At 67.7% G+C, this 21,515-nt stretch carries 21 protein-coding genes; 9 read left to right on the top strand and 12 right to left on the bottom strand.

The genetic code is table 11. From position 1 onward, the window contains the following. Nucleotides 1–279: 279 nt before the first annotated feature. Entirely contained in the window at nt 280–747 is a 468-nt protein-coding gene (locus LIG30_RS13145) for an Lrp/AsnC family transcriptional regulator (RefSeq protein WP_038712818.1), read from the top strand. 131 nt (nt 748–878) lie between these two features. Here LIG30_RS13145 and LIG30_RS13140 read toward each other — a convergent pair whose 3' ends face one another. The 5 genes from LIG30_RS13140 to lysA all read right to left on the bottom strand — a co-directional run bounded on the left by LIG30_RS13140 (nt 879) and on the right by lysA (nt 6,303). Beyond that, the gene (locus tag LIG30_RS13140; RefSeq protein WP_038712841.1) at nt 879–1,895 is read right to left on the bottom strand and encodes a D-cysteine desulfhydrase; all 1,017 of its coding nucleotides are present in this window, start codon (nt 1,893–1,895) and stop codon (nt 879–881) included. A 60-nt stretch (nt 1,896–1,955) separates the two neighbouring features. Then, a complete protein-coding gene (locus LIG30_RS13135) occupies nt 1,956–2,681 on the bottom strand; it encodes an amino acid ABC transporter ATP-binding protein (protein ID WP_038712840.1) in 726 nt (241 codons plus the stop codon). A gap of 64 nt (nt 2,682–2,745) precedes the next feature. Further along, nucleotides 2,746–3,405, bottom strand: a complete 660-nt coding sequence (locus LIG30_RS13130) for an amino acid ABC transporter permease (RefSeq protein WP_038712817.1) — start codon at nt 3,403–3,405, stop codon at nt 2,746–2,748. Between the two features lie 92 nt (nt 3,406–3,497). Then, nucleotides 3,498–4,298, bottom strand: a complete 801-nt coding sequence (locus LIG30_RS13125) for a transporter substrate-binding domain-containing protein (RefSeq protein ID WP_038712814.1) — start codon at nt 4,296–4,298, stop codon at nt 3,498–3,500. Between the two features lie 766 nt (nt 4,299–5,064). Next, entirely contained in the window at nt 5,065–6,303 is a 1,239-nt protein-coding gene (gene lysA / locus LIG30_RS13120; protein ID WP_038712838.1) for a diaminopimelate decarboxylase, read from the bottom strand. A gap of 101 nt (nt 6,304–6,404) precedes the next feature. On the opposite strand from lysA, the gene LIG30_RS13115 reads away from it, so the two are divergent. Continuing rightward, nucleotides 6,405–7,325, top strand: coding sequence for a LysR family transcriptional regulator (locus LIG30_RS13115; RefSeq protein ID WP_038712812.1), 921 nt, complete (start codon nt 6,405–6,407; stop codon nt 7,323–7,325). Between the two features lie 60 nt (nt 7,326–7,385). Here LIG30_RS13115 and LIG30_RS13110 read toward each other — a convergent pair whose 3' ends face one another. Next, complete coding sequence (locus LIG30_RS13110; RefSeq protein ID WP_038712810.1) at nt 7,386–7,997, bottom strand: LysE family translocator; 612 nt, start codon at nt 7,995–7,997, stop codon at nt 7,386–7,388. Between the two features lie 181 nt (nt 7,998–8,178). On the opposite strand from LIG30_RS13110, the gene LIG30_RS13105 reads away from it, so the two are divergent. The 3 genes from LIG30_RS13105 (at nt 8,179) to dctA (ending at nt 10,909) form a co-directional block, all read left to right on the top strand. After that, a complete protein-coding gene (locus LIG30_RS13105; protein ID WP_200929683.1) occupies nt 8,179–8,637 on the top strand; it encodes an Lrp/AsnC family transcriptional regulator in 459 nt (152 codons plus the stop codon). A gap of 86 nt (nt 8,638–8,723) precedes the next feature. Next, nucleotides 8,724–9,653, top strand: a complete 930-nt coding sequence (locus LIG30_RS13100; protein WP_038712806.1) for a LysR family transcriptional regulator — start codon at nt 8,724–8,726, stop codon at nt 9,651–9,653. Continuing rightward, nucleotides 9,653–10,909, top strand: coding sequence for a C4-dicarboxylate transporter DctA (gene dctA, locus LIG30_RS13095; protein ID WP_038712836.1), 1,257 nt, complete (start codon nt 9,653–9,655; stop codon nt 10,907–10,909). Before LIG30_RS13100 ends, dctA begins: the two co-directional genes overlap by 1 nt. 174 nt (nt 10,910–11,083) lie before the next feature. Here the strand turns inward: dctA and LIG30_RS13090 are convergent, their stop codons facing one another. Together LIG30_RS13090 and LIG30_RS13085 are read right to left on the bottom strand one after the other, a co-directional pair. Further along, complete coding sequence (locus LIG30_RS13090; protein WP_038712805.1) at nt 11,084–11,872, bottom strand: substrate-binding domain-containing protein; 789 nt, start codon at nt 11,870–11,872, stop codon at nt 11,084–11,086. Between the two features lie 56 nt (nt 11,873–11,928). Then, entirely contained in the window at nt 11,929–13,218 is a 1,290-nt protein-coding gene (locus tag LIG30_RS13085) for an MFS transporter (protein ID WP_038712802.1), read from the bottom strand. Between the two features lie 237 nt (nt 13,219–13,455). On the opposite strand from LIG30_RS13085, the gene LIG30_RS13080 reads away from it, so the two are divergent. Next, complete coding sequence (locus tag LIG30_RS13080) at nt 13,456–13,674, top strand: DUF1653 domain-containing protein (RefSeq protein WP_038712801.1); 219 nt, start codon at nt 13,456–13,458, stop codon at nt 13,672–13,674. A gap of 60 nt (nt 13,675–13,734) precedes the next feature. On the opposite strand, the gene atpC is transcribed toward LIG30_RS13080, so the two are convergent. Beyond that, nucleotides 13,735–14,193, bottom strand: coding sequence for an ATP synthase F1 subunit epsilon (atpC, locus tag LIG30_RS13075; RefSeq protein WP_038712798.1), 459 nt, complete (start codon nt 14,191–14,193; stop codon nt 13,735–13,737). 12 nt (nt 14,194–14,205) lie between these two features. Then, on the bottom strand, nt 14,206–15,075 hold the full coding sequence (atpG, locus tag LIG30_RS13070; protein ID WP_038712834.1) for an ATP synthase F1 subunit gamma: 870 nt from the start codon (nt 15,073–15,075) through the stop codon (nt 14,206–14,208). Nucleotides 15,076–15,445: 370 nt separating this feature from the next. Between atpG and LIG30_RS13065 the strand changes: the two genes are divergently transcribed. From LIG30_RS13065 to LIG30_RS13055, 3 genes are read left to right on the top strand one after another with little or no spacing between them, the layout of a single operon-like run. Continuing rightward, entirely contained in the window at nt 15,446–16,402 is a 957-nt protein-coding gene (locus tag LIG30_RS13065) for a phosphate acetyltransferase (RefSeq protein ID WP_038712797.1), read from the top strand. Nucleotides 16,403–16,413: 11 nt separating this feature from the next. After that, the gene (locus LIG30_RS13060) at nt 16,414–17,622 is read left to right on the top strand and encodes an acetate/propionate family kinase (protein ID WP_038712795.1); all 1,209 of its coding nucleotides are present in this window, start codon (nt 16,414–16,416) and stop codon (nt 17,620–17,622) included. 6 nt (nt 17,623–17,628) lie between these two features. Next, on the top strand, nt 17,629–18,753 hold the full coding sequence (locus LIG30_RS13055; protein WP_038712794.1) for an alpha/beta fold hydrolase: 1,125 nt from the start codon (nt 17,629–17,631) through the stop codon (nt 18,751–18,753). A 304-nt stretch (nt 18,754–19,057) separates the two neighbouring features. Here LIG30_RS13055 and dsdC read toward each other — a convergent pair whose 3' ends face one another. Next, nucleotides 19,058–20,002, bottom strand: coding sequence for a DNA-binding transcriptional regulator DsdC (gene dsdC, locus LIG30_RS13050; RefSeq protein ID WP_038712793.1), 945 nt, complete (start codon nt 20,000–20,002; stop codon nt 19,058–19,060). 102 nt (nt 20,003–20,104) lie between these two features. Further along, nucleotides 20,105–21,457, bottom strand: coding sequence for a D-serine ammonia-lyase (gene dsdA, locus LIG30_RS13045; RefSeq protein ID WP_038712790.1), 1,353 nt, complete (start codon nt 21,455–21,457; stop codon nt 20,105–20,107). Nucleotides 21,458–21,515 lie beyond the last annotated feature (58 nt).

The raw sequence follows: 21,515 nt of genomic DNA, 5'->3' as shown, positions 1-21,515 counted from the left end.
CAGCGTCGACTGGCGATAGACCGGCGGGCTGACGGGGGCGCCGGGCTGGCCGTGCGTGCGGCCTTCGTGGGCCAGGACGGTGTCGGTCGAATGCAGAGCGTTCAAGGTGTCATCCTTTTGTCGTCGATCGAAGCGAATTGATTCGGGAATCGCGTGCGCATCGTGTGTTGCGTCAATCGCGTTTCTGAAACCATGTTAATTGCGCGAGGACGAAAATTGTTTTCAAAGAATGGCGTGTCTCTGGGTATGATTAGGAATATTTTCTAAATTGGAGACGACATGGACAAGCGCGACACGCAGATACTCACGATGCTCCAGGAGGACGCGACGATCGGGCTCAACGATCTCGCGAAGGCGGTGAATCTGTCGCCGACGCCATGCTGGCGCCGCTTGCAGAAGCTGCGGGAAGACGGCGTGATACGCCAGCAGGTGGTGCTTTGCGATCCGGCGAAGCTGAACCTGAGCCTCACCGCGTTCGTGACGGTGCGCTCCAGTCAGCACAGCGACGAATGGACGCGGCGCTTCATCAGCGGCGCCCGTTCCATTCCGGAAATCGTCGAAATATATCGCATGACCGGCGACGTCGATTATTTGCTGAAAGTGGTCGTGCCGGATATCGCCGGATATGACAGCGTTTACAAAAGGCTGATTAAAAGCGTCGAATTACTCGACGTCAGTTCGGCATTCGCGATGGAAGTCATCAAATGGACGACCGCGTTGCCGCTCGATTACGTCGAAGCGGCGTGACGCAGGTGCGCCGCCGAAGGGCGGCGCGGGAAATGCCGGCACGCCGCGTGCGTGCCGGATTCCGATGCGCGCCGCCGATGCGGCATGGCCGGCCGCGTCGGCGGCGGCCACGCCGGTGACGGCGCCGCGCGTCAGGCGGCGCCGAACGCGTCGCGGTACGCGAACAGCGCGGGCGCGCCGCCGGTGTGCAGGAACAGCACCGGATCGTTGCCCGCCACGCGTCCGCGCGTCACGCCGTCGATCAGGCCGGCCATTGCCTTGCCGGTATAGACGGGATCGAGCAGCAGTCCTTCCGTTTCCGCGAGCAGGCGGATCGCGTCGAGCCCCGCCTGGTTGGGTTCGCCGTAGCGCGGCGCGAAGTATTCATCCCACAGCACCACGCGCGTGTCGGCCGGCGTGTCGATGCCGAGCAGCGCGCTCGTGCGGCTCAGCAGATCGTCCACCTTGGGGCGCTGCGCCGCGTCCGTGCGCGACACCGTGACACCGATCACGGGCGTCTGCGGCAGCACGTGCGCGAGCGCCAGCGCGAGACCGGCGTGGGTGCCCGCGCTACCCGACGCCAGCACGACCGCCGAGAAGTTCAGGCCCGCATCGGCAATCTGCTGCGCGAGCTCCAGGCCGGCGCGCACGTAGCCGAGCGCGCCGAGCGCGTTGGAGCCACCGATCGGGATCACGTACGGACGTCGGCCTTCGTCGCGCAGGCGCTGCGCAGCGGCCTCGAGCTGCGCGTCGGCGTTGTCCAGGCTGTCGACGTCGATCACGCGGGTGCGGAACAGGTCGAGCAGCAGCCGGTTGCCGTTGTGCAGGTAGTCGGCCTGGGTGGTGCCGGTCGGGTTCTCCAGCAACGCGACGCAATCGAGCCCGAGCCGGGCCGCGAGCGCGGCGGTCTGTCTCACGTGGTTCGACTGGATCGCGCCGGCGGTCACGAGCACGTCCGCGTTGTGCCGGATCGCGTCCGCGCCGAGGAACTCGAGCTTGCGCGACTTGTTTCCGCCCATGGCGAGCGGCATGAAATCGTCGCGCTTGACGTAGATGTCGCGGCCCAGGCGTGCCGACAGCCGGGGCAGCGGTTGCAGCGGCGTGGCCGCGTCGATCAGTTCGAGGCGCGGAAAGGCGCCGAGCCTGGCGGAGAGGGGCGTGTGTGTCATGTCGGGCATGCGAACAGGGTTGGATATCGCGCGTGCCGGCGGCCGCCGGCGCGGCGGCGATCAGTGCAGGATCTTGTCGAGGAAGTCCCGCGCGCGCTCGGAGCGCGGCGCGTGGAAGAACGCGTCGCTCGCGGCGTCTTCGACGATCACGCCGCGATCCATGAAGAGTACGCGATCGGCGACCTTCCGGGCAAACCCCATTTCGTGCGTCACGCACACCATCGTCATCCCTTCGCGCGCCAGCTCGACCATCACGTCCAGCACCTCGTTGATCATTTCCGGATCGAGCGCGGAGGTCGGCTCGTCGAACAGCATCGCGACCGGGTTCATCGACAGCGCGCGGGCGATCGCCACGCGCTGCTGCTGCCCGCCGGACAGCTGGCCGGGATACTTGCGCGCGTGCGCCTTCAGGCCGACACGCTCGAGCAGCCTGAGCCCGGTGGCGTTCGCCTCGTCGCGGCTCCGGCCGAGCACCTTGACCTGCGCAAGCGCGAGATTGTCGAGCACGGACAGGTGAGGAAACAGTTCGAAATGCTGAAACACCATGCCGACGCGCGCCCTGAGCTGCGACAGCCGGGCCGCCGGATCGTCGAGCCGCGTGCCGTCGACGGTGATGCGGCCCTTCTGGAACGGCTCGAGGCCGTTGATGGTCTTCACGAGCGTCGACTTGCCCGAGCCGGACGGCCCGCAGACAACGACCACTTCCCCTTTCGAAACTTCCGCGGAGCACTCGGAGAGCACCTGATGCTTTCCGTACCACTTTGACACGCTGTCGAGAGAAATCATGTTCTGGTTCACCGTAGATGGGGAGATGCGCACGCCGGCCGGCGTGCGGACCGGAAAGCGCAGCTCAATGCACGGACGGCAGCGCGAGCCGGGTTTCGACGCGCACCTGGAGGCGGGTGAGGACCGTGCTCAGGAGCCAGTAGATCGCGGCCGCGGTCAGGTAGAGCGGCAGCGGCTGGAACGTCGCGGCGATGACTTCCTGCGTCGAGCGCAGCAGCTCCGTGACGGTGATCACCGACACGAGCGACGTGTCTTTGATCAGGCTGATGAGCGTGTTGCCGAGGCTCGGCACCGCGAGGCGCAGCGCCTGCGGGCATACGACGTGGCGCAGCGTCTGCAGGTGCGTGAGCCCGAGGCTGTGCGCGGCGGCCCACTGGCCGCGCCCGATCCCGAGGATCGCGCCGCGCATGCTCTCGGACAGGTACGCCGCCGCGTTGATCGTCAGCGTGAAGATGCCGGCCGTCGTCGGGTCGAGCGAGATCCCGAGGTCGGGAAAGCCGTAATACACGACGAACATCTGCACCAGCAGCGGCGTGCCGCGCATCAGGCTGACGTAGCCTTGCGCGACGCCGGCCGCGAGCCGGTTGTGGCTGATCCGCATGATCGCGATGACGAGGCCGGCCATCAGGCCGAACACCATCGACGACACCGCGAATTTCAGCGTGAGGGCGGCGCCTTTCGCCATCGCCGGCAGGGTATGGATGACGAGATCGAGGGCTTCCATGGCTTGTCTCCTGAATGTTGTTGTCCGGCGCGCCGGCGCGAACGGCCGCGCGGCGCGCCTGCGGGCCGCGCGGGCCGCGCGGGCCGTGCGGGTTATTGCGTGACGGGCTTCGACGTGTCGGCGCCGAACCACTGCATCGAGATCTTCTTCAGCGTGCCGTCCTGCTTCATCGATTCGATCGCGTCGTCGATCGCCTTCGCGAACTTCGGATTGCCCTTGCGGAACGGGATGCCCATCTGGTCGTCGCCGCCCGGCACGACCGAGCCGGGGCGCAGCGGCAGGTGCGAATTCCGGATCAGGTAGCCGAGCATCAGCCGGTCGTTGACCGCCGCGTCGATGCGGCCGGCCGCGAGGTCGCGCAGGTTTTCGGGGGTGCCCGGGTAGACCTGCAGATCGATCGCGGGAACCGTCTTCACGAGATCGACGTAGTTGCTGCCCATCGTCACGCCGACCTTTTTGCCTTTCAGGTCGTCGAGCGACTTGAACGCGCGTGAGTCGTTTTCCCGCTGCAGCAGTTGTGCGGACGAGTACACGTACGGCTGGCTGAAGTCGAGCGCCTGCCTGCGCGCCGGCGTGATGGCGACCTGGTTGACGATCACGTCGAACTTGCCGGCCTGCAGCCCCGCGATGATCCCGCTCCATTCCGTCGTGACGAATTGCGGCTTCACGCCGAGGCGCGCGGCGACCGCCTTCGCGACGTCGACGTCGAAGCCGTCGAGCTGCCCTTCGCCGTTGCGGTAGTCGAACGGCGGGTAGGTGCCTTCCAGTGCGATCCGCAGCACGCCGGCCTGCTTGACGGTGTCGAGCAGGTCCGCCGCGTGGCTCGAGGTGGCGGCGACGCAGAGCAGGGCGGCGGCGAGTCCTTGCTTGAACTTCGGGTTGAAGCGCTTCATTTTTCTCTCCATTGGCAAAAGTCAGAGCGTGCGAGCCCCCACGCCGTCAGCGCGTTGACGGCGGTCTCCTTGAGGGGGCGGGAAGGGTGTCGCGTTACGTGCGCAGGGGCGCGTGCCGCGGTGTCGGACAGGGGGGCGGGCGACCGTGCGTCGCGGCGCCGGCAAGCCGCGCGACGGGCCGCGTACCGGTGTTGCCGGAGGCGGGCCGGAGCGCGGCGATGAGTTCAAGCGTGCTGTTCATGATTGCCCGTGCGACGAAGTGAGTCCGGTTGACCGGAGGACGGCGGCGGCGCCATCCGGCGGTCAAGAATGCCGAACGACTGAGGGCAATCTTAGTTTTGCCAAAATGGAAAGTGTTTCCAAAGATATGCGGGTACGCCGCGCTTCGTGAAAAATTTTTCTAGTGCGGGGCGGCGTGGCGCAACCCGTCTGCTGCGAGTGGCGCTGATCGGAGTGGCTGTTGCGCTGCGGGCCGGCCTGCGTCGCTACTTCGCGGCAGGGCGATCCGCGCGTGCGTTGCCGGCAGGGCAAGGACGCGCATGGCTGGTATGGCGGTCAGGCGGGTACGGCGACACGGCGCGACGATCGGGCGCGAGGGGGGCTGTGCGGCGGGTGTGTGCCGGCGCGCGGCAGGGGAAGCCGGACGCGCCGTCCCTGCATGAAGCAGCACGGCGGCCGTGGCGGGTCACGGCACGCGGTGACGCTCGCCGCGCGCGAATCGGCCGGCGTCGCGCGGCCGGCCCGGCGAGGCGAGCGGGAAGCGGCGTTACGCCTGCAGCTCGAGCGCGAGCAGTTCGTCGATCGTCTGCCGGCGGCGGATCAGGCGCGGCACGCCGCCATCGACCAGCACTTCCGGCGCGAGCGGCCGGCTGTTGTAGTTCGACGACATCGACGAGCCGTATGCGCCCGCGTCGTGCAGGAACAGCAGGTCGCCGATCTGCGGCTGCGGCAGCTTGCGGTGCGTGACGACGCCGCCCGCGTCCTGCGTGAACACGTCGCCGGATTCGCACAGCGGCCCGGCGATCGCGATGTCGGCGAGCGGCCGGTCGGCCGGCGTCGCGCCATCGGGCGCATGCACGGACACGCCGTGATAGCTGCCGTACATCGCCGGGCGCATCAGGTCGTTGAAGCCCGCGTCGATCAGCACGAAGTCGTGCTTCGGGCGGTGGTTGATCGCCTGCACCTGCGTGACGAGCGTGCCCGACTCCGCGACGAGGAAGCGGCCCGGCTCGATCTCGATGCGCACCGCGTGGCCGAGATGCTGCTCGATCCGCTTGCGCGCGGCGTCCCACTGACGGAAATAGTGATCGACGTCGACGCGCGGCTCGCCGTCGCGATACGGGATCGACAGGCCGCCGCCCGCCGAGATCGCCTCGATGTCATGCCCGAGCGACGTGACGACGCCGACCATCGCGTCGCACACCTGCGACAGATGGTGGTAGTCGACGCCCGAGCCGATGTGCATGTGGATGCCGACCAGCTTCAGCCCGTGGCGGCGCACGATCTCGATCGCGCGCGGCACGTCGTCGATCCAGATGCCGTGCTTGCTCTGCGGGCCGCCGGTGTTGGTCTTGTTGCTGTGGCCGTGGCCGAAGCCCGGGTTGATGCGCAGCCACACGCGGTGGCCGGGCGAATGCTCGCCGACGCGCGCGAGCATGTCGAGCGAGCCCGCGTTGACGGTGACGCCGTGCTTCAGCACCGCCGCGAGCGTCGGCGGGTCGATCAGGTCGGCGGTGAACACGACGCCTTCCGGCTCGCCGTCCGGGCGGAAGCCGGCCGCGAGGCTGCGCTCGATTTCGCCGAGCGACACCGCATCCACGAGCGCGCCCTCGGCGCGCATCAGCTTCAGGATGTGGACGTTCGAGCACGCCTTCTGCGCGTAGCGGATCACGTCGAACTGGCGCAGTTGCGCGATGCGGTCGCGAATGACGTCGGCGTCGTACGCCCAGAGCGGCGTACCGTATTGCTGCGCGAGCGCGGCGAGCTGGCGGGAATCGAGGGACATGGCGATGGAGTCGGGTCGAATGAACGGATGGTTCGCATGATGCGCCGGATCGGTCATCCAGTAAAATGCCAATTCATCGCGATTCGATTCATTCCTGATATATGTCCGCACTCACGCATCGCCACATCGAGGTTTTCCGCGCGCTGATGCTGACCGGCAGCGCGACGCGCGCGGCCGAGATGCTGTTCACGTCGCAGCCGACGGTCAGCCGCGAGCTGGCGCGGATGGAGCAGGTCGTCGGCTTCACGCTGTTCGAGCGCGTACACGGGCGGCTGCGGCCGACGATGGCCGCGCTGACGCTGTTCGACGAGGTGCGGCTCGCGTACGTGGGGCTGGAGCGCGTCGCCGCGACGGCCGCGCGGCTGCGCGAATTCCGCGACGGCCAGCTGTCGGTGATCACGCTGCCGGCGTTTTCGCATGCGATCCTGCCTGGCGCCTGCCGGCGCTTCCATGCCGCGCACGCGGCCGTGAGCGTGTCGGTCGCGACGCAGGAGTCGCCGATGCTCGAGGAATGGCTGACCGCGCAGCGCTACGATCTCGGCCTGACCGAGCACGACGTCGCGCCGGCCGGCACCGTGCTGACGCCGCTGCTCGAAGTGGACGAGGTCTGCGTGCTGCCGAACGGCCATCCGCTGCTCGCGAAGGACGCGCTCGACCTGGCCGATCTCGCGGACCGTCCGTTCATCAGCCTGTCGTTGAACGACCCGTACCGGGTGCTGATCGACGAGGCGTTCGCGCAGCTCGGCGTCGCACCGCGGCCGGTGGTCGAGACGCCGTCCGCGGTGTCTGTCTGCGCGTTCGTGCGTCAGGGGCTCGGCGCGGCGATCGTCAATCCGCTGACCGCGCTCGATTTCGCCGGGCGCGACCTGCATATCCGGCCGCTGACACGGTCGTTCCCGTATCGCGTGAGCATCATCGTGCCGGAGCATCGCCCGAAGAACCTGCTCGTCGATGCGTTCGCCGGCGCGCTGCACGACGAGGCGAACGCAATCCGGCGCAAGCTCGCCGCGCAGCTCGGCTGACGCGGCGCGTTCAGGCGTCCCGCTGGCTGCGCCGCGCGTAGCCAGCGCGATCGCGCGGCGTCAGTTGGCCGCGAGCCGGCCGGCGGCGAGCAGCAGCAGGCCGCCAGCGGTGCCTTCGACCCAGCGGCGGCGCATGTCGCTGAAGGTGCCGCGCTGTCCCATCGCGCCCATCGCGATGCCGACCAGCGAATAGACGATCGCGCACGACACGATGAAGATCGACGACAGCGCGAGCGCCTGCACGGCGACGCTTTCGCCGGTATGGATGAAGTTCGGCAGGATCGCGAGATAGACGAGCATGCCCTTCGGGTTCAGGAAGCTGGTCATGAAGCCCTTCGCGAGCAGCCGCTGCGCGTTCCCTTGCGGCAGCGCGAGCTGGCCGGTGCGCGACGCCGACAGCAGCATCCGGATGGCGAGGTAGATCAGGTACGCGACGCCCCCCCAGCGCACGGTTTCGAACAGCAGCGGCGACGCCGCGACGAGCGCCGCCACGCCGAGCGCGCCGAGCACCGCGTGCGCGACGTAGCCGCCGAGGATGCCCAGGTTCGCGCGCGTCGCCGCGCCCGTGCCGCCCGACAGCCCCTGCGACGCGACGAAGAGGATGTCCGGCCCCGGCGTGCAGACGAGCGGCATCACCGTTGCCCCAAATACCACCATCGTTCCCAACTGCATGTTCGTCCGTCTCCGTTTCGCTGATGCCCGGGCGAAGGCGCCGGCGGCGCGCCGCGTTCGGGCATCGAAGTGCGTGAAATCTTAAGCCTTTTCACCCAAAATTCGGTTTCAAAGTTGCCAGTATTTCGGTCAGGATTGGAGTACGATGCCAATTATTGAAAAATAGTGGAACTGGATGCCAATGAAGCTCGACGAGATCGACAAGCGCATTCTGCGGGCGCTGCAACGCGACGGGCGCCTGCAGAACGTGGAACTGGCGCGCGAGGTGGGGCTGTCGCCGTCGCCGTGCCTGCGGCGGGTGCGGCTGCTGGAGGAAGCGGGCGTGATCAGCCGCTATGTCGCGGTGCTGGACGGCTCGAAGATCGGCGCGAGCCTGTCGCTGTTCGCGCGGGTGTGGTTCAAGGCGCAGGACGCCGAGACGACCAACGGCTTCATCGAGGCGATCAAGGCGATGCCGCAGGTGGTCGAGTGCCATGTGATGGCCGGCGAATGCGATGCGCTGTTGCGGATCGTCACGGAGGATCTGGCGTCGTACCGGCGCTTTCACGCGGACCATCTGACGCGGATTCCCGGCGTGCAGAGCGTCAAGACGGAAGTGCCGATGGAGACCGTGAAGCTCACGCACGCATTGCCGCTGTGACGCGGCGCGTGCCGCCGCGCGCCGGAGATTGCCGCCCGTTGTCGCAGCCTGCAGAATAGCGAACCAGACAAGCAAACGGGCAGCGCGTGGGCATCAACTTCGACCTGACCGACCTGCAGGCTTTCCGGGCGGTGGTGCAGCTCGGCAGCTTCCGCAAGGCGGCGGACGCCATCAATATTTCACAGCCGGCGTTGAGCCGGCGTATCGAGAAGCTCGAGGAGGCGCTTGGCGTGCGCCTGTTCGAGCGGACGACGCGCAGCGTCACGCTGACGACGGTCGGACGCGTGTTCGCGCCGAGCGCCGAGCAGCTGCTCGACGATCTCGACGTCGCGCTGCTCGGCATCCGCGACGTGTCGTCGAGCCGCCTCGGCCACGTGACGATCGCGTGCGTGCCGTCCGTCGCGTACTACTTCCTGCCGAACGTGATCGCGCGCTATCGCGCCCGCTATCCGAAAATCCGCATCAAGCTGATCGACGCGAGCGCGAACGAGGTGCTCGACGCGGTGATGAGCGGCGAGGCGGATTTCGGCGTCGGCTTCATGGGCAGCCAGGAGAGCGGCGTCGAGTTCAAGACGCTGCTGCAGGAGCGTTTCGTCGCCGCGTGCCGGCGCGATCATCCGCTCGCGGCCAGGAAGCGGGTCACGTGGAGCGAGCTGTACGAATACGACTACGTGTCCGTCGACAAGACCTCCGGCAACCGGCTGCTGCTCGACCAGGCGCTGGCGGGGGTCGCGCCGCGCACGGCGAGCGTGTGCGAGACGCGCCACGTGACGACGATGCTCGGGCTCGTCGAGGCCGGCCTCGGCGTGGCGGCGGTGCCGTCGATGGCGATGCCGCTGCCGACCCACCCGATCCTGACGAGCGTGCCGCTCGTCGATCCGGTCGTCACGCGCCGGGTCGGCATCGTCCGGCGGCGCGGGCGCGCGCTCACGCCCGCCGCGCAGGAATTCCTGCGTTGCGTGATCGAGGGCAAGCCGGCCGGGCCGCGCAAGCGGGCGGCGGGAGCGTCCGCGTGATGCGCATGCGGCCGTTCAGGCTGCTCTACGTGCAGGTGCTGGCCGGGATGGCGCTCGGCGTCGCGGTCGGGCATCTCTTTCCGCACGCGGCCACCGCGATGAAGCCGCTCGGCGATGCGTTCATCGCGCTCGTGCGGATGATGGTCGCGCCGATCGTGTTCTGCACGATCGTGACGGGCATCAACTCGGTCAGCGACGGCAAGCGCGTCGGCCGCACGATCGTCAAGGCGCTGGTGCTGTTCTACGCACTGACCGCGGCGGCGCTCGTCGCCGGGCTGGCGGTCGCGTTCGCCGCCAGCCCGGGCGCGGGCCTGCACGTCGCGGCGAGCCGCCTGGACACGTCGGCGCTCGCGTCGCTCGCGGCTCACGCGCCCGCGCGCGGCCTTGCGGCGTTCGTCCTGCGGATCATTCCCGATACGCTCGTCGGCGCGTTCGCGACCGGCGAGGTGTTGCCGGTGCTGCTGGTCGGGTTGCTGTTCGGCTTCGCGCTGAACGCGACGGAAGGGCGCAACGGCGTCGTGCATGCGTTCGTCGACGGCGTCGCCCAGGTGCTGTTCCGCATCCTCGCGCTCGTGATGCGGCTCGCGCCGCTCGGCGCGTTCGGCGCGATGGCGTTTGCCGTCGGCCGCTTCGGCATCGGGTCGCTCGGCTCGCTCGGCAAGCTGATCGCGTCGATGTACGCCGCGAGCGGCCTGTTCGTCGTGCTCGTGGTCGCGCCGCTCGCGCGCTGGCACGGCTTTTCGCTGTGGCGGCTGCTGCGCTATCTGCGCGAGGAGCTGCTGATCGTGCTCGCGACGTCGTCCACGGAGCCGGTGCTGCCGCGCCTGCTGGTCAAGCTCGAGGCGCTCGGCTGCGACAAGGGCGTCGTCGGGCTCGTGCTGCCCGCCGGGTATTCGTTCAATCTCGACGGCACCGCGATCTATCTCACGCTCGCGGCGATGTTCATCGCGCAGGCCTGCGACATCCCGCTGTCGGCGACGCAGATCGTCACGCTGCTCGCGGTGATGCTGCTCACGTCGAAAGGGGCGGCGGGCGTGTCGGGTAGCGGCCTCGTCGCGCTGATCGCGACGCTGACGGTGGTGCCGGATCTGCCGGTCGCGGGCGTCGCGCTGCTGGTCGGGATCGATCGCTTCATGTCCGAGGCGCGCGCACTGACGAGCGTGATCAGCAACGCGTGCGCGGTCGTCGTCGTGTCGGTCCGCGAGCGCGCGTGCGATCGTGCAAGGCTCAATGAGGTGCTGGATGCGAAGCGGTAGCGGCAGCGGCGCGCGTCATGTGCAGAGCATCGAGCGGTGGGAGGCGAGTGGGGTGTAACGAACGGTGCGCTGCGGACGGCGGCGCGCCGCGTGCGATGCGTCAGTGCATGCCATGCAAAACAGGCCCGGCGCGAGGGCGGGCCTGTCGGCGGTCCATGCGCGCCGACAGGCCGTTCAGCGGGGCGTGACGGAATCGAGCCCGGTCGCCTGCACGACCGGCTGGGCTGGCGACGACGCGAGGTAGTCGAGCAGCCGCTTCGCGCGGTCCGGATGCTGCGCGCCGGCCGGGATGCCGCCCGCGAAGCGCGTGACCGACTGCACCGGCTCGGGAATCTTGCCGGCATACGTGACGCCCTGCACCGGCAGCAGTTCGCTGACCTGCTGGAAGCCGATCTCGTAGTCGCCGTTCGCGACGACCGACGCCACCGGGATCTTCGGCACCATCGCCGCCTTCGGCTTCACCTGCGCTTCCACGCCGAGCTTCCTGAACATCTCCCGCTCGATATAGACGCCGCTCGCGCTGTCGGAATACGCGACCGATTTCGCACCGAGCAGCACATTCTTCAGCCCGTCGACGGTCCGGATGTCGGGCGCCGGCGCGCCCGCGCGCACGACCATGCCGATCCGCGAATCGGCCAGCTCGACGCGCGAGCCGGGCACGACCTTGCCTTGCCGGATCAGGTCGTCGAGCGCGTAGCCGACCATGATCACGACGTCGGCGGGCTCGCCGCGCGCGAGGCGGTTCGGGATGGCTTCCTTCGACTGGCCCATCGACGGGCCGGGGATGGTGTCGAGCATGTCGCCGGTCGCGGCCGTGAAGCCCGGGCCGAGCTGCTTGTAGGCGGCGGTGAAGCCGCCGGAGATCATCACGCGCAGCGTCTCGGCCTGCGCATGGAGTGCGACGCTGGCGAGCGCGGCGGCGAGCCAGAGCGCCGCGCGGCGGGGGAGCGGATGGCGTTTCATCGTGCGTGGGTCGGAAAAGGGGGAGGCGGCGCGGCCAGCGCCGCGCCAGGGAAACGTCAGGCGGCGCGCATCGCGGCGCCGCGGCGGCTGTACAGCAGGACCGTCGCGCCGAACGCGCAGGCGGCGGCGAAGCCCATCCAATAGCCGGGCGCGGCCTTGTCGCCGGTCGAGTGGATCAGCGCGGTCGAGATCGCCGGCGTGAAGCCGCCGAAGATCGCGGTCGCGAGGCTGTACGCGAGCGAGAAGCCGGCGACGCGCACCTCGGCGGGCATTACCTCGGTCAGCGCGGCGACCATCGCGCCGTTGTACATCCCGTACATGAACGACAGCCAGAGCAGCACGAGCAGCATGTTGATGAAGCTCGGCGCGTGCGCGAGCAGCGACAGCGCGGGGTAGGCGGTCAGCACGTTCAGCGCGGTCATCGCGAGCAGCACCGGGCGCCGGCCGAAGCGGTCGGACAGCGTGCCGCCGATCGGCAGCCAGATGAAGTTCGACACGGCGACGCACAGCGTGACCAGCAGGCTGTCGGCGGTGCTCAGGTGCAGCACGGTCTTGCCGAAGGTCGGCGCATAGACGGTGATCAGGTAGAAGCTGGTGGTCGTCATCGCGACGAGCAGCATGCCGGCCAGCACGGTCGACCCGTTGCGCATCAGCGTCGAGAACACTTCGCGCGTGCCGGGGCGGTGGGTGCGCTGCGCGTATTCCTCGGTTTCCTGCAGGTTGCGGCGCAGCAGGAAGATCAGCGGCACGATCATGCAGCCGACCAGGAACGGCACGCGCCAGCCCCATGCGGAGATCGCCGATGCGCTCAGCGACTGGTTCAGCGCGAAGCCGAGCGCCGCGGCGACGACGATCGAGACCTGCTGGCTGGCCGACTGCCAGCTCGTGTAGAAGCCCTTCTTGCCGGGCGTCGCCAGTTCGGACAGGTAGACGGACACGCCGCCCAGCTCGGCGCCGGCCGAGAAGCCCTGCAGCAGGCGGCCGATCAGCACGGCTGCCGGCGCGAGCAGGCCGATCGTCGCGTAACCGGGCACGAACGCGATCAGGATGGTGCCGCTCGCCATGATCGACAGCGTGACGATCAGGCCCTTGCGGCGGCCCACCTCGTCGATGTACGCGCCGAGCACGATCGCGCCGAGCGGACGCATCAGGAAGCCTGCGCCGAACACCGCGAACGTCATCATCAGCGACGCGAAATCGCTGCTCGACGGGAAGAATACCGACGCGATCTGCGTCGCATAGAAGCCGAACAGGAAGAAGTCGAATTGTTCGAGGAAGTTGCCGGCAGTGACGCGGAACACGGCCGCGGCCTTCGAACGGGGTGGGGTCGCCACGGAATGTGACATCGGGTTGTCTCCAGGATCTTGTGTTGGATGGCGACGACTGATGGATGGGTCGCCGTGCCGATGTTCCTCCGGAATGGCGCCGCCGATAAGTGCATTTTTCAGAATGATTGATGCACGTTCGTTATCAATCTGTGCGGTGTGGTGGCGGGCCGATCCAGTCGCGTTGCCGCGAACCGGCGAGCCCGCCGAGCCCGGCGGCGCATACAATACGCGCTCTTTGAAACAGGGAAGCGCATCATGACCGAACAGGAAGCCGAACAACTCGCGACGCACCGCCATTACAAGGGCGGGCTGTACCGTGTGATCGGCGTTGCCCGCCATTCCGAAACGGAGGAGTCGCTCGTCGTGTACGAGCACCTGTGGCCGCGTGAACGCGGATTGTGGGTGCGGCCCGAGGCCATGTTCAACGAGACGCTCGAAGACGGCACGCCGCGCTTCCGGAAGCTGCGCGACTGAGCCTCACGCGCCAGGGCCGGCGCAAGCCCGTTATTCCCGGGAGCAGGCCCTGGCCTGGCCTTACCCGGCGCTGTTTGACTTGCCGCCCGACGTGCTCCGGTGCAACGCGAGCGTGAAAAATCGCCGGATCTCATCCATCAGTTCCGCTTTCACCGCCGCGAAATCGAACGTGTGCCGGCTTTCGTGCGCGTAGCGCTCGCGCCATTCCTGCGCGGCGTGCCGCGCGTCGCGGGCCCGCAGCGCATCCAGATCCGGCGTGCGCAGCGCGTGATCGGCGATCAGCATCACGCCGTCGCGGGTCACTTCCAGCACGCCGCCCGCGACCAGAATCCGGCGATGCTCGCCCGTGCCCGCATCGGTGATCGTGACGATGCCGGGCCGGATTCGCGTAAACAGCGGCGCATGCCGCGGATAGATGCCCAGTTCGCCGCTTTCGCCCGGCACGACGACGAACCGCGCGTCGCCGGAGTACAGCACCTGCTCGATGCTCAGGATGTCGAGTTTCAGCACGGAATCCATGTTTCGCCTCCTTCAGACAGCCGCCGCGCCCGCGACGATCTCGCACAGCTCGGTGGTGATCTGCGCCTGCCGGGTCTTCTGGTACAGGCGCTTCAGGTCCCGCAGCACCCGGTCCGCGTTTTCCGTCGCGGTCTGCATGCTGAACATCCGCGCGCATTGCTCGCATGCGTAGTTCTCGACGATGGCCTGATAGAGCACCGCCTCGACGTAGCGCAGCAGGATCGTGTCCACCACCTGTTTCGGGGCGGGCTCGTACAGATAGTCGGAGCCCGCGTGATTCTCCGCGGCGCCTTCGTCGTCGAGGCCGGCAAGCGGCAGCACCCGGTCGATGCGCGGCTCGTACGTGAGCGCGCTGGTCAGGCGGTTGTATGCGATGTGGACTTCGTCGAGCTCGCCGTCGATGAACGCGGTGAGCGGCACGAGCAGCGCGCCGAGCAGCGCGTCGAAGCGCGGCTCGCCGGCGATGATGCTGGCGCGCGCGACGATGTTCGCGCCGTAGCGCGCGAGCGGCGTGATGCCGCGCGAGCCGATCACGCTCAGCTCGGCCGCCACGCCCGAGCGGTTCCACGCTTCGAGCGCTTCGATGCAGTCGACGAGGAGCCGCGCGTTGAGCGGGCCGCACAGCCCCCGATCGGTGCTGACGACGATGAGGCCGACGCGGCGCACCGGTTCGCGACGCGCCGTCAGCGCCGACACGTAGTCGGGCCGGTCGCGCATCATCCGGCCGGCCATCGCCGTGACCTTTGCCGCATACGGCCGGAAATCGTGCGCGCGCTTCTGGGCGCTCGCCATTTTGGTGCGTGCCATCATCTCCATCGCGCGGGTAATCTTGCGGGTGGACGACGTGCTGGCGATCTTCGAACGGATTTCTCGAACGTGCATGCTCTTTTCGGCGGCTGGACGCATCCGGTCATACCGGCGCGTGTTGGGAACGTGGCGCAGCCGGGTGTCGGCGCGCCGCGCAAGGCTATCACGGCGGCTGCCGGTCGGCATGCCATCGCGGCTTCGATCGATGCTATAGGGACTTCACCTGAAACTTCTGATGGAAATCAAATTTTCGTTGGACGGATGCCACAGAATGAACGGCATGCCGCGCGCTCTTCGCATCGGTAGTTCGGGATCACGCGGCGCCGTGCGGCGACCGTCCATGCAGCCGGGGTGTCATGGGATCGTTACATTTCCCGGCGTATCCTGATCCTCCCGCATGCTGGTGCGTCCACCTCAGCCGTCATCGATCAGGGAGCCTTGCCCGATGTCCGATTCCCGTCAGCATGAGAAGTACGATGCACTGATCGCGCGCTGTCGCGCGCTTTCCCCCGTCACCGTCGCGGTCGCGCATCCGTGCGACGAAGTATCGTTGCGCGCCGCCGTGGATGCCGCCCGTGCCGGCATCATCGAGCCGGTGCTGGTCGCGCCGGCCGCGCGGCTCTCGGCGCTCGCCGATACGCTCGGTCTCGACCTGTCCGGCTACCGGCGCATCGACGTGCCGCACAGCCATGAGGCGGCGGCGCGCGCGGTCGAGCTGGTGCGCGCCGGCGAGGCGGATGCGCTGATGAAGGGGAGCCTGCACACCGACGAACTGCTCGCCGAAGTCGTGCGCGCCGACACCGGCATCCGCACCGAACGACGGCTCAGCCACGTGTTCATCATGGACGTGCCGACCTATCCGAAGCCGCTCTTCATCACCGACGCGGCGGTCAACATTCGCCCGACGCTCGAGCAGAAGGCGGAAATCGCGCAGAACGCGATCGACCTCGCGCGCGCGCTCGGCGTCGACACGCCGAAGGTCGCGATCCTGTCGGCCGTGGAGACGGTCAGCTCGAAGCTGCCGTCGACGGTCGATGCGGCCGCGCTGTGCAAGATGGCCGAGCGCGGCCAGATCACGGGCGGCCTGCTCGACGGCCCGCTCGCGCTCGACAACGCGATCAGCGCGGAAGCGGCCCGGCTCAAGCATCTCGGCTCGGCCGTCGCGGGCGATGCCGACATCCTGCTCGCGCCCGACCTGGAGGCCGGCAACATGCTGGCGAAGGAGCTGACGTTCCTCGCCAACGCGGATGCGGCCGGCATCGTGCTCGGCGCGCGCGTGCCGATCATCCTGACGAGCCGTGCCGACAGCGAGCGCACGCGCATGGCGAGCTGCGCGGTCGCCGCGCTCTATGCGCGCTCGGCACGCGCGGCGGCCGCCGCGCGCGATGCGCGTTCACAGTGAGCGGGGCCGACATGCGACATCCTGTTCTCGTCCTGAATGCCGGCTCGTCGAGCCTCAAGTTCTCCGTCTACGACACGCGCGAAGACCGCTCGCTCGGCGAGGGCGTCCACGGGCAGGTCGGCGGCGTGTACACCGCGCCGCGACTCGTCGTGAAGGACGCACGCGGCGCGGTCCTCGCCGATCATCCGGTCGAACGCACGGGCCATCACGGCGCGATCGAGGCGATTCACGCGTGGTTCGCGCGTCACGTCGGCGACGAGGCCGCCTTCGACGGCGTCGGGCATCGCGTCGTGCACGGCGGCCGTCATTTTCTGGCGCCGGTGCGGATCGACGACGAGGTGCTCGCGATCATCGAATCGCTTGCGCCGCTTGCGCCGCTGCACCAGCCGCACCACGTCGACGCGATACGCGCGGTGAGCGCGGTCGCGCCCGACCTGCCGCAGATCGCCTGCTTCGACACGGCGTTCCATCACACGCTGCCCGAGATCGAGCGGGAATTCGCGCTGCCGCGCGCGCTGACCGGGCAGGGCATCGTGCGCTACGGCTTCCACGGCCTGTCGTACGAGTACATCACGACGGCGCTCGCCGAAATCGACGCCGACTGGGCGCAACGCAGGACGGTCGTCGCGCACCTCGGCAACGGCGCGAGCATGTGCGCGCTCGCGCGCGGGCAGAGCGTCGCGACGACGATGGGGTTCACGGCCGTCGACGGCCTGCCGATGGGCACGCGCACCGGCGCGCTCGACCCGGGCGTGATTCTCTACCTGCTGCGCCACGAAGGGCTTTCCGTCGACGACGTCGAGCACCTGATCTACGAACAGTCCGGCCTGCTCGGCGTCTCCGGCGTGTCGAGCGACATGCGCGCGCTGCTCGACAGCGACGTGCCGGCGGCCGCGCATGCGGTCGACCTGTTCGCGTACCGCGCGGCGCGCGAGCTCGCGTCGCTGGCCGGCGCGCTCGGCGGGCTCGACACGCTCGTCTTCACGGCGGGGATCGGCGAGAATGCGCCGCCCGTGCGCGAACGCATCTGCCGTGCCGCGGCGTGGCTCGGCATCGCGCTCGACGACGCGGCGAACGCCGGCAACCACCCGGTGATTTCGGCCGGCGCGTCGCGCGTGACGGTGCGGGTCATCCCGACGGACGAAAACCTGATGATCGCGCGTCATACGCGCGCCCTGCTGGACCATGCCCTCCTTCAACCTTCGAATCAGGACGCCTGAGCGAACATGAATCATCCGGAACACACTGCCGCCGCCAAGATTTCCGTCCCCGTGTTGCCGATCTTCTGGCCGTTTGCCGCTGCCGCGGCGATGGTCGAGGCCGGCAGCGAGTTATCGGCGCGCAATCTCCGCTTTCTCGCCGAAGAGGAGAAGCTGCACTTCGAAATGCATCCTTCGCTGGCGTCCGGGAACCGGCCGCTGCTCGATCTGCGCACGATGACGTTTCGCGATTACTCGATCGCGCCCGCCGACGGCCTGCCGACGATCGTCGATGCGCCGTATGCCGGCCACAGTGCGATGATTGCCGATTACCAGCCCGGCCAGAGCCTGATGGAGACGCTGCGCAACAACGGCGTGACGCGTCTTTACCTGACCGACTGGAAGTCCGCGACGGAGGACATGAAGGATCTGGAGATCGACCAGTATCTGGCCGAGCTGAACGTCTGCGTCGACGAGCTCGGCGGCCGCGTGAACCTGGTCGGCCTGTGCCAGGGCGGCTGGATGTCGGCGATGTATGCGGCGCGCTTTCCGGACAAGGTGGCGAGCCTCGTGCTCGCGGGCTCGCCGATCGACACCGAGGCGGGCGACGGCCCGGTCAAGCGGATGGCGCACTCGTACCCGACGTCCTTCTACGAGGAGCTCGTGGAAATGGGCGGCGGCCTGATGCGCGGGCGCTTCATGCTCGACGGCTGGAAGAACATGCACCCGGATCAGCACTACGTGAGCGAGCACGTCGATCTGTACGAGCACATTGACGATCCGGCCTATCTGCGCAAGGAGGAGGCGTTCGCGAGCTGGTATGAAAGCCCGATCGATCTTCCCGGGCGGTGGTACCTGCAGGCGATCGTGCAGCTCTTCAAGGAGAACCGGTTCGCGAAGGGCACGTTCGTCGCGCTCGGCCAGCAGCTCGACCTGAAGAACGTGACGTGCCCCGTGTACCTGCTGGCGGGCGAGGCCGACGACATCACGACGCAGGAACAGGTGTTCGATGCGCGCAAATACCTCGGCACGCCAGAATCGCAGGTGACGAGCCAGCTCGTGCCGGGCGGGCATATCGGCCTGTTCATGGGATCGCGCACGCTCAAGGATACGTGGCCCGGCATCGCCGCCTGGATCGCGAAGATGGCGTAGGTGGCGGGCGCGGTGCGCGTCCGGCGGCGAGCGTTCCATCGCCCGTCGGCATGCGGCCGGACGCGTGATGCGCTCACGCGACGCATCTGACAATCGTTGACAGATGCGTCGATCGAGATTCCTTATAGTGGGTTCATGCGCGTGCTGCGGCGCGCGCACCGATGACGCTTCCGACGCACGATACGTCCATGGCACGCAGGAGGCGGATCCGGCAACCTCACCCCCCACGAGGCCCGGAACCCTGAGCGGACATCCAGGCGGGTGCTTCACCGGCCCCGCATGGATGTCCGCTGATTTTTTTGGTTCATCGCGCCTTGTCGTTCGCTTTCTCGTTCAGCCATGACATGAAAACCGATATTCGGAGCGGCATGTCGGGAGCGGGCGGGTGCACCAGGTAGTAGCTGTATTGGCTGCGCTGGGAAAAGGCCCCGAACGGCAAGACCAGTTCACCGCGATCGATTCCCTGTTGTGTGAGGCGTTGCCGCCCGATGGCAACGCCGCAGTGGTTCAGGGCGGCAATGGCACACAGGTCCGATCGGTCGAAGGTGAAACTCCGTTCCGGCAAGTCGACGTCCGGCATATTCTGACGCGCCCAAAGCGCCCACTCCGCGTCGTGCGCCGCATGGTTCCAGGCAAGCGCATCGTGCAACAGCGTGCAGTGGGCGATATGTTCCGGATGACCGTGCAACCCGTGGCGTTCCGCATACTCGGGGCTGCACACCGGGGCGATGCGCTCGTCCATGAGCTTATGGCTGACGAGGCCCGGAAACTCGCCATTGGCATAGTCGATGGCCAGGTCGATGTTTTGCGTCCTGAAATCGATGTTGTCGTTGCCGACCCGCAGATCGATCGACAGCCCCGGATACCTGTCGGAAAACTCGCCGAGTTGCGGCACCAGCCAGCACTGCGCGACAGACGGGCGGGCGTACACGGTAATCCGGCCTTCGACGTAATCGCCCGACGCCGGCTCCAGCGCCTCGGCCAGTTCGGTCATCGCGCGTTGCAGGATGTCGAACAGGCGCTCCCCGTCGGAGGTCAGGGCGATTTTCCGGGTGAGCCGCTGAAACAGGTTCATTCCCAGCGCGGTTTCGAGGCGTCTGATTCGGTGGCTGACCGCGCTGGCGGTCAGGCAAAGCTCTTCCGCCGCGCGCAGAAAGCTCATGTGGCGTGCGACGGCCAGGAATGTGTGCAGATTGGCGAACTGGCTGCTGTCGAGACGATTGGCTATTCGTGGCGGCAGGTTGTGCATGATGTCTGTTTCCTCTGTCGTCGGTAAAGTCTCGACGTATCGCCGCTGCCGCGTCGATGTCGTGCGGCCGCCAGCCCCGGAACCGGCTGGCGGCCGCGCCGGTCAGGCGCTCAACGCCTGCCGGCCTTTGGCCAGGTAGGCCGCCATTTCCTTTTCCGGGACCATGCTGCCTCCTGTCGCCCACACGAGGTGGGTTGCGTTGGCCAGGATGTCCGGACGCATGCCCATGCGCTGGCGGTAGCCTTCCTGATCGTTGGCGAGGACGCGCGCCATGCCCGGCGCGCCGGCCAGCGCGGAAGGCTCGAGGCAGAGGCCTTCTTCTCGTTCGAGCAGCGCGAGCAATGCATAGAGCGCCTCGTCCGTGACGGTATAGTATCCGTCGACGAGCCGCTGCATTGCCTTGCCTGCGAATCCGGACGGCCGCCCCACTGCGAGTCCGTCGGCCGCCGTGACGTTATCGATGCCGAAATCCTGCACCGACACCTCGTCGTGCAAGCCCGTGTATACGCCGAGCAGCATGCACGGCGAATGCGTGGGCTCCGCAAAGACGCAGTGCACTGCGTCGCCGAACGCCAGCTTCAAGCCGAATGCCACGCCGCCCGGACCACCGCCGACGCCGCAGGGCAGATAGACGAACAGCGGATGCCCGGCATCGACGACGACTCCGGCCGTGTCCAGTTGCGGCTTGAGTCGGTCTGCGGCCACCGCGTATCCGAGGAACAGATTCCGCGAATTCTCGTCGTCGATGAAGTGGCACCGGGGATCCCTGGCTGCCTGCCTCCGTCCTTCGGTCACTGCCGTGCTGTAGTCCGACGCATGTTCGACGACTTCCACGCCGTGTGCACGCAACTTGTCCTTCTTCCACTGGCGCGCGTCTACCGACATGTGGACCGTCACCTGGAACCCGAGCGTGGCCCCCATGATGCCAATCGACAGCCCCAGGTTTCCGGTGGAGCCCACGGCGATTCGGTATTTTCCGAAAAACGCGCGGAACGCTTCGCTGTTGATCTTCGAATAGTCATCATTGATGTTCAGTATTCCTGCCGACAATGCGAGATCTTCGGCATGTTTCAGAACCTCGTAGATCCCGCCACGTGCCTTGATCGAGCCGGATATCGGCAAATGGCTGTCCAGCTTGATCCATAGCTGGCCCGGCAGCGCGCAGCCGTATCGTTCGCGCAGCGCCTCGTGGAAACGGGGAACGGGCCGGACCGGGGACTCGATGATTCCCGCCGCCTCCACCGTCTGCGGGAATACCTGCGCGATGTAGGGGGCGAACCGCGCGAGTCTTGCGCCGGCGTCCTCCACGTCCTCCCGGGTCAATCCTGCGTCGGACAGCGCTTCTTTCGCGGGCCGTACGGCCGGATTGAACCAGGCCGTTTCTTTCAGGGCGACGAGGTCTTCGATGAGTGGGTGGCTTTGCTTCCACTGCTCGACGGATTTTCCGGCAATCATGTTTCTGTTCCTCGTTTCAACAGGAATGGTGGGTCAGCGAACCCGGCAAGACTTCGCG

Origin of the sequence: Burkholderia sp. lig30, assembly GCF_000687455.2 — a bacterium.
GTDB lineage: Bacteria > Pseudomonadota > Gammaproteobacteria > Burkholderiales > Burkholderiaceae > Burkholderia.
Note: the sequence above shows the minus strand (reverse complement) of the source record. Positions and strands in the feature narration are given on the sequence as shown.

What these genes read in the sequence shown, in the direction of transcription:
- LIG30_RS13145 (WP_038712818.1), top strand. Translation starts at nt 280, where the DNA reads ATGGACAAGCGCGACACGCAGATACTCACGATGCTCCAGGAGGACGCG.
- LIG30_RS13140 (WP_038712841.1), bottom strand. Translation starts at nt 1,895, where the DNA reads ATGACACACACGCCCCTCTCCGCCAGGCTCGGCGCCTTTCCGCGCCTC.
- LIG30_RS13135 (WP_038712840.1), bottom strand. Translation starts at nt 2,681, where the DNA reads ATGATTTCTCTCGACAGCGTGTCAAAGTGGTACGGAAAGCATCAGGTG.
- LIG30_RS13130 (WP_038712817.1), bottom strand. Translation starts at nt 3,405, where the DNA reads ATGGAAGCCCTCGATCTCGTCATCCATACCCTGCCGGCGATGGCGAAA.
- LIG30_RS13125 (WP_038712814.1), bottom strand. Translation starts at nt 4,298, where the DNA reads ATGAAGCGCTTCAACCCGAAGTTCAAGCAAGGACTCGCCGCCGCCCTG.
- lysA (WP_038712838.1), bottom strand. Translation starts at nt 6,303, where the DNA reads ATGTCCCTCGATTCCCGCCAGCTCGCCGCGCTCGCGCAGCAATACGGT.
- LIG30_RS13115 (WP_038712812.1), top strand. Translation starts at nt 6,405, where the DNA reads ATGTCCGCACTCACGCATCGCCACATCGAGGTTTTCCGCGCGCTGATG.
- LIG30_RS13110 (WP_038712810.1), bottom strand. Translation starts at nt 7,997, where the DNA reads ATGCAGTTGGGAACGATGGTGGTATTTGGGGCAACGGTGATGCCGCTC.
- LIG30_RS13105 (WP_200929683.1), top strand. Translation starts at nt 8,179, where the DNA reads ATGAAGCTCGACGAGATCGACAAGCGCATTCTGCGGGCGCTGCAACGC.
- dctA (WP_038712836.1), top strand. Translation starts at nt 9,653, where the DNA reads ATGCGCATGCGGCCGTTCAGGCTGCTCTACGTGCAGGTGCTGGCCGGG.
- LIG30_RS13090 (WP_038712805.1), bottom strand. Translation starts at nt 11,872, where the DNA reads ATGAAACGCCATCCGCTCCCCCGCCGCGCGGCGCTCTGGCTCGCCGCC.
- LIG30_RS13085 (WP_038712802.1), bottom strand. Translation starts at nt 13,218, where the DNA reads ATGTCACATTCCGTGGCGACCCCACCCCGTTCGAAGGCCGCGGCCGTG.
- LIG30_RS13080 (WP_038712801.1), top strand. Translation starts at nt 13,456, where the DNA reads ATGACCGAACAGGAAGCCGAACAACTCGCGACGCACCGCCATTACAAG.
- atpC (WP_038712798.1), bottom strand. Translation starts at nt 14,193, where the DNA reads ATGGATTCCGTGCTGAAACTCGACATCCTGAGCATCGAGCAGGTGCTG.
- atpG (WP_038712834.1), bottom strand. Translation starts at nt 15,075, where the DNA reads ATGCACGTTCGAGAAATCCGTTCGAAGATCGCCAGCACGTCGTCCACC.
- LIG30_RS13065 (WP_038712797.1), top strand. Translation starts at nt 15,446, where the DNA reads ATGTCCGATTCCCGTCAGCATGAGAAGTACGATGCACTGATCGCGCGC.
- LIG30_RS13060 (WP_038712795.1), top strand. Translation starts at nt 16,414, where the DNA reads ATGCGACATCCTGTTCTCGTCCTGAATGCCGGCTCGTCGAGCCTCAAG.
- LIG30_RS13055 (WP_038712794.1), top strand. Translation starts at nt 17,629, where the DNA reads ATGAATCATCCGGAACACACTGCCGCCGCCAAGATTTCCGTCCCCGTG.
- dsdC (WP_038712793.1), bottom strand. Translation starts at nt 20,002, where the DNA reads ATGCACAACCTGCCGCCACGAATAGCCAATCGTCTCGACAGCAGCCAG.
- dsdA (WP_038712790.1), bottom strand. Translation starts at nt 21,457, where the DNA reads ATGATTGCCGGAAAATCCGTCGAGCAGTGGAAGCAAAGCCACCCACTC.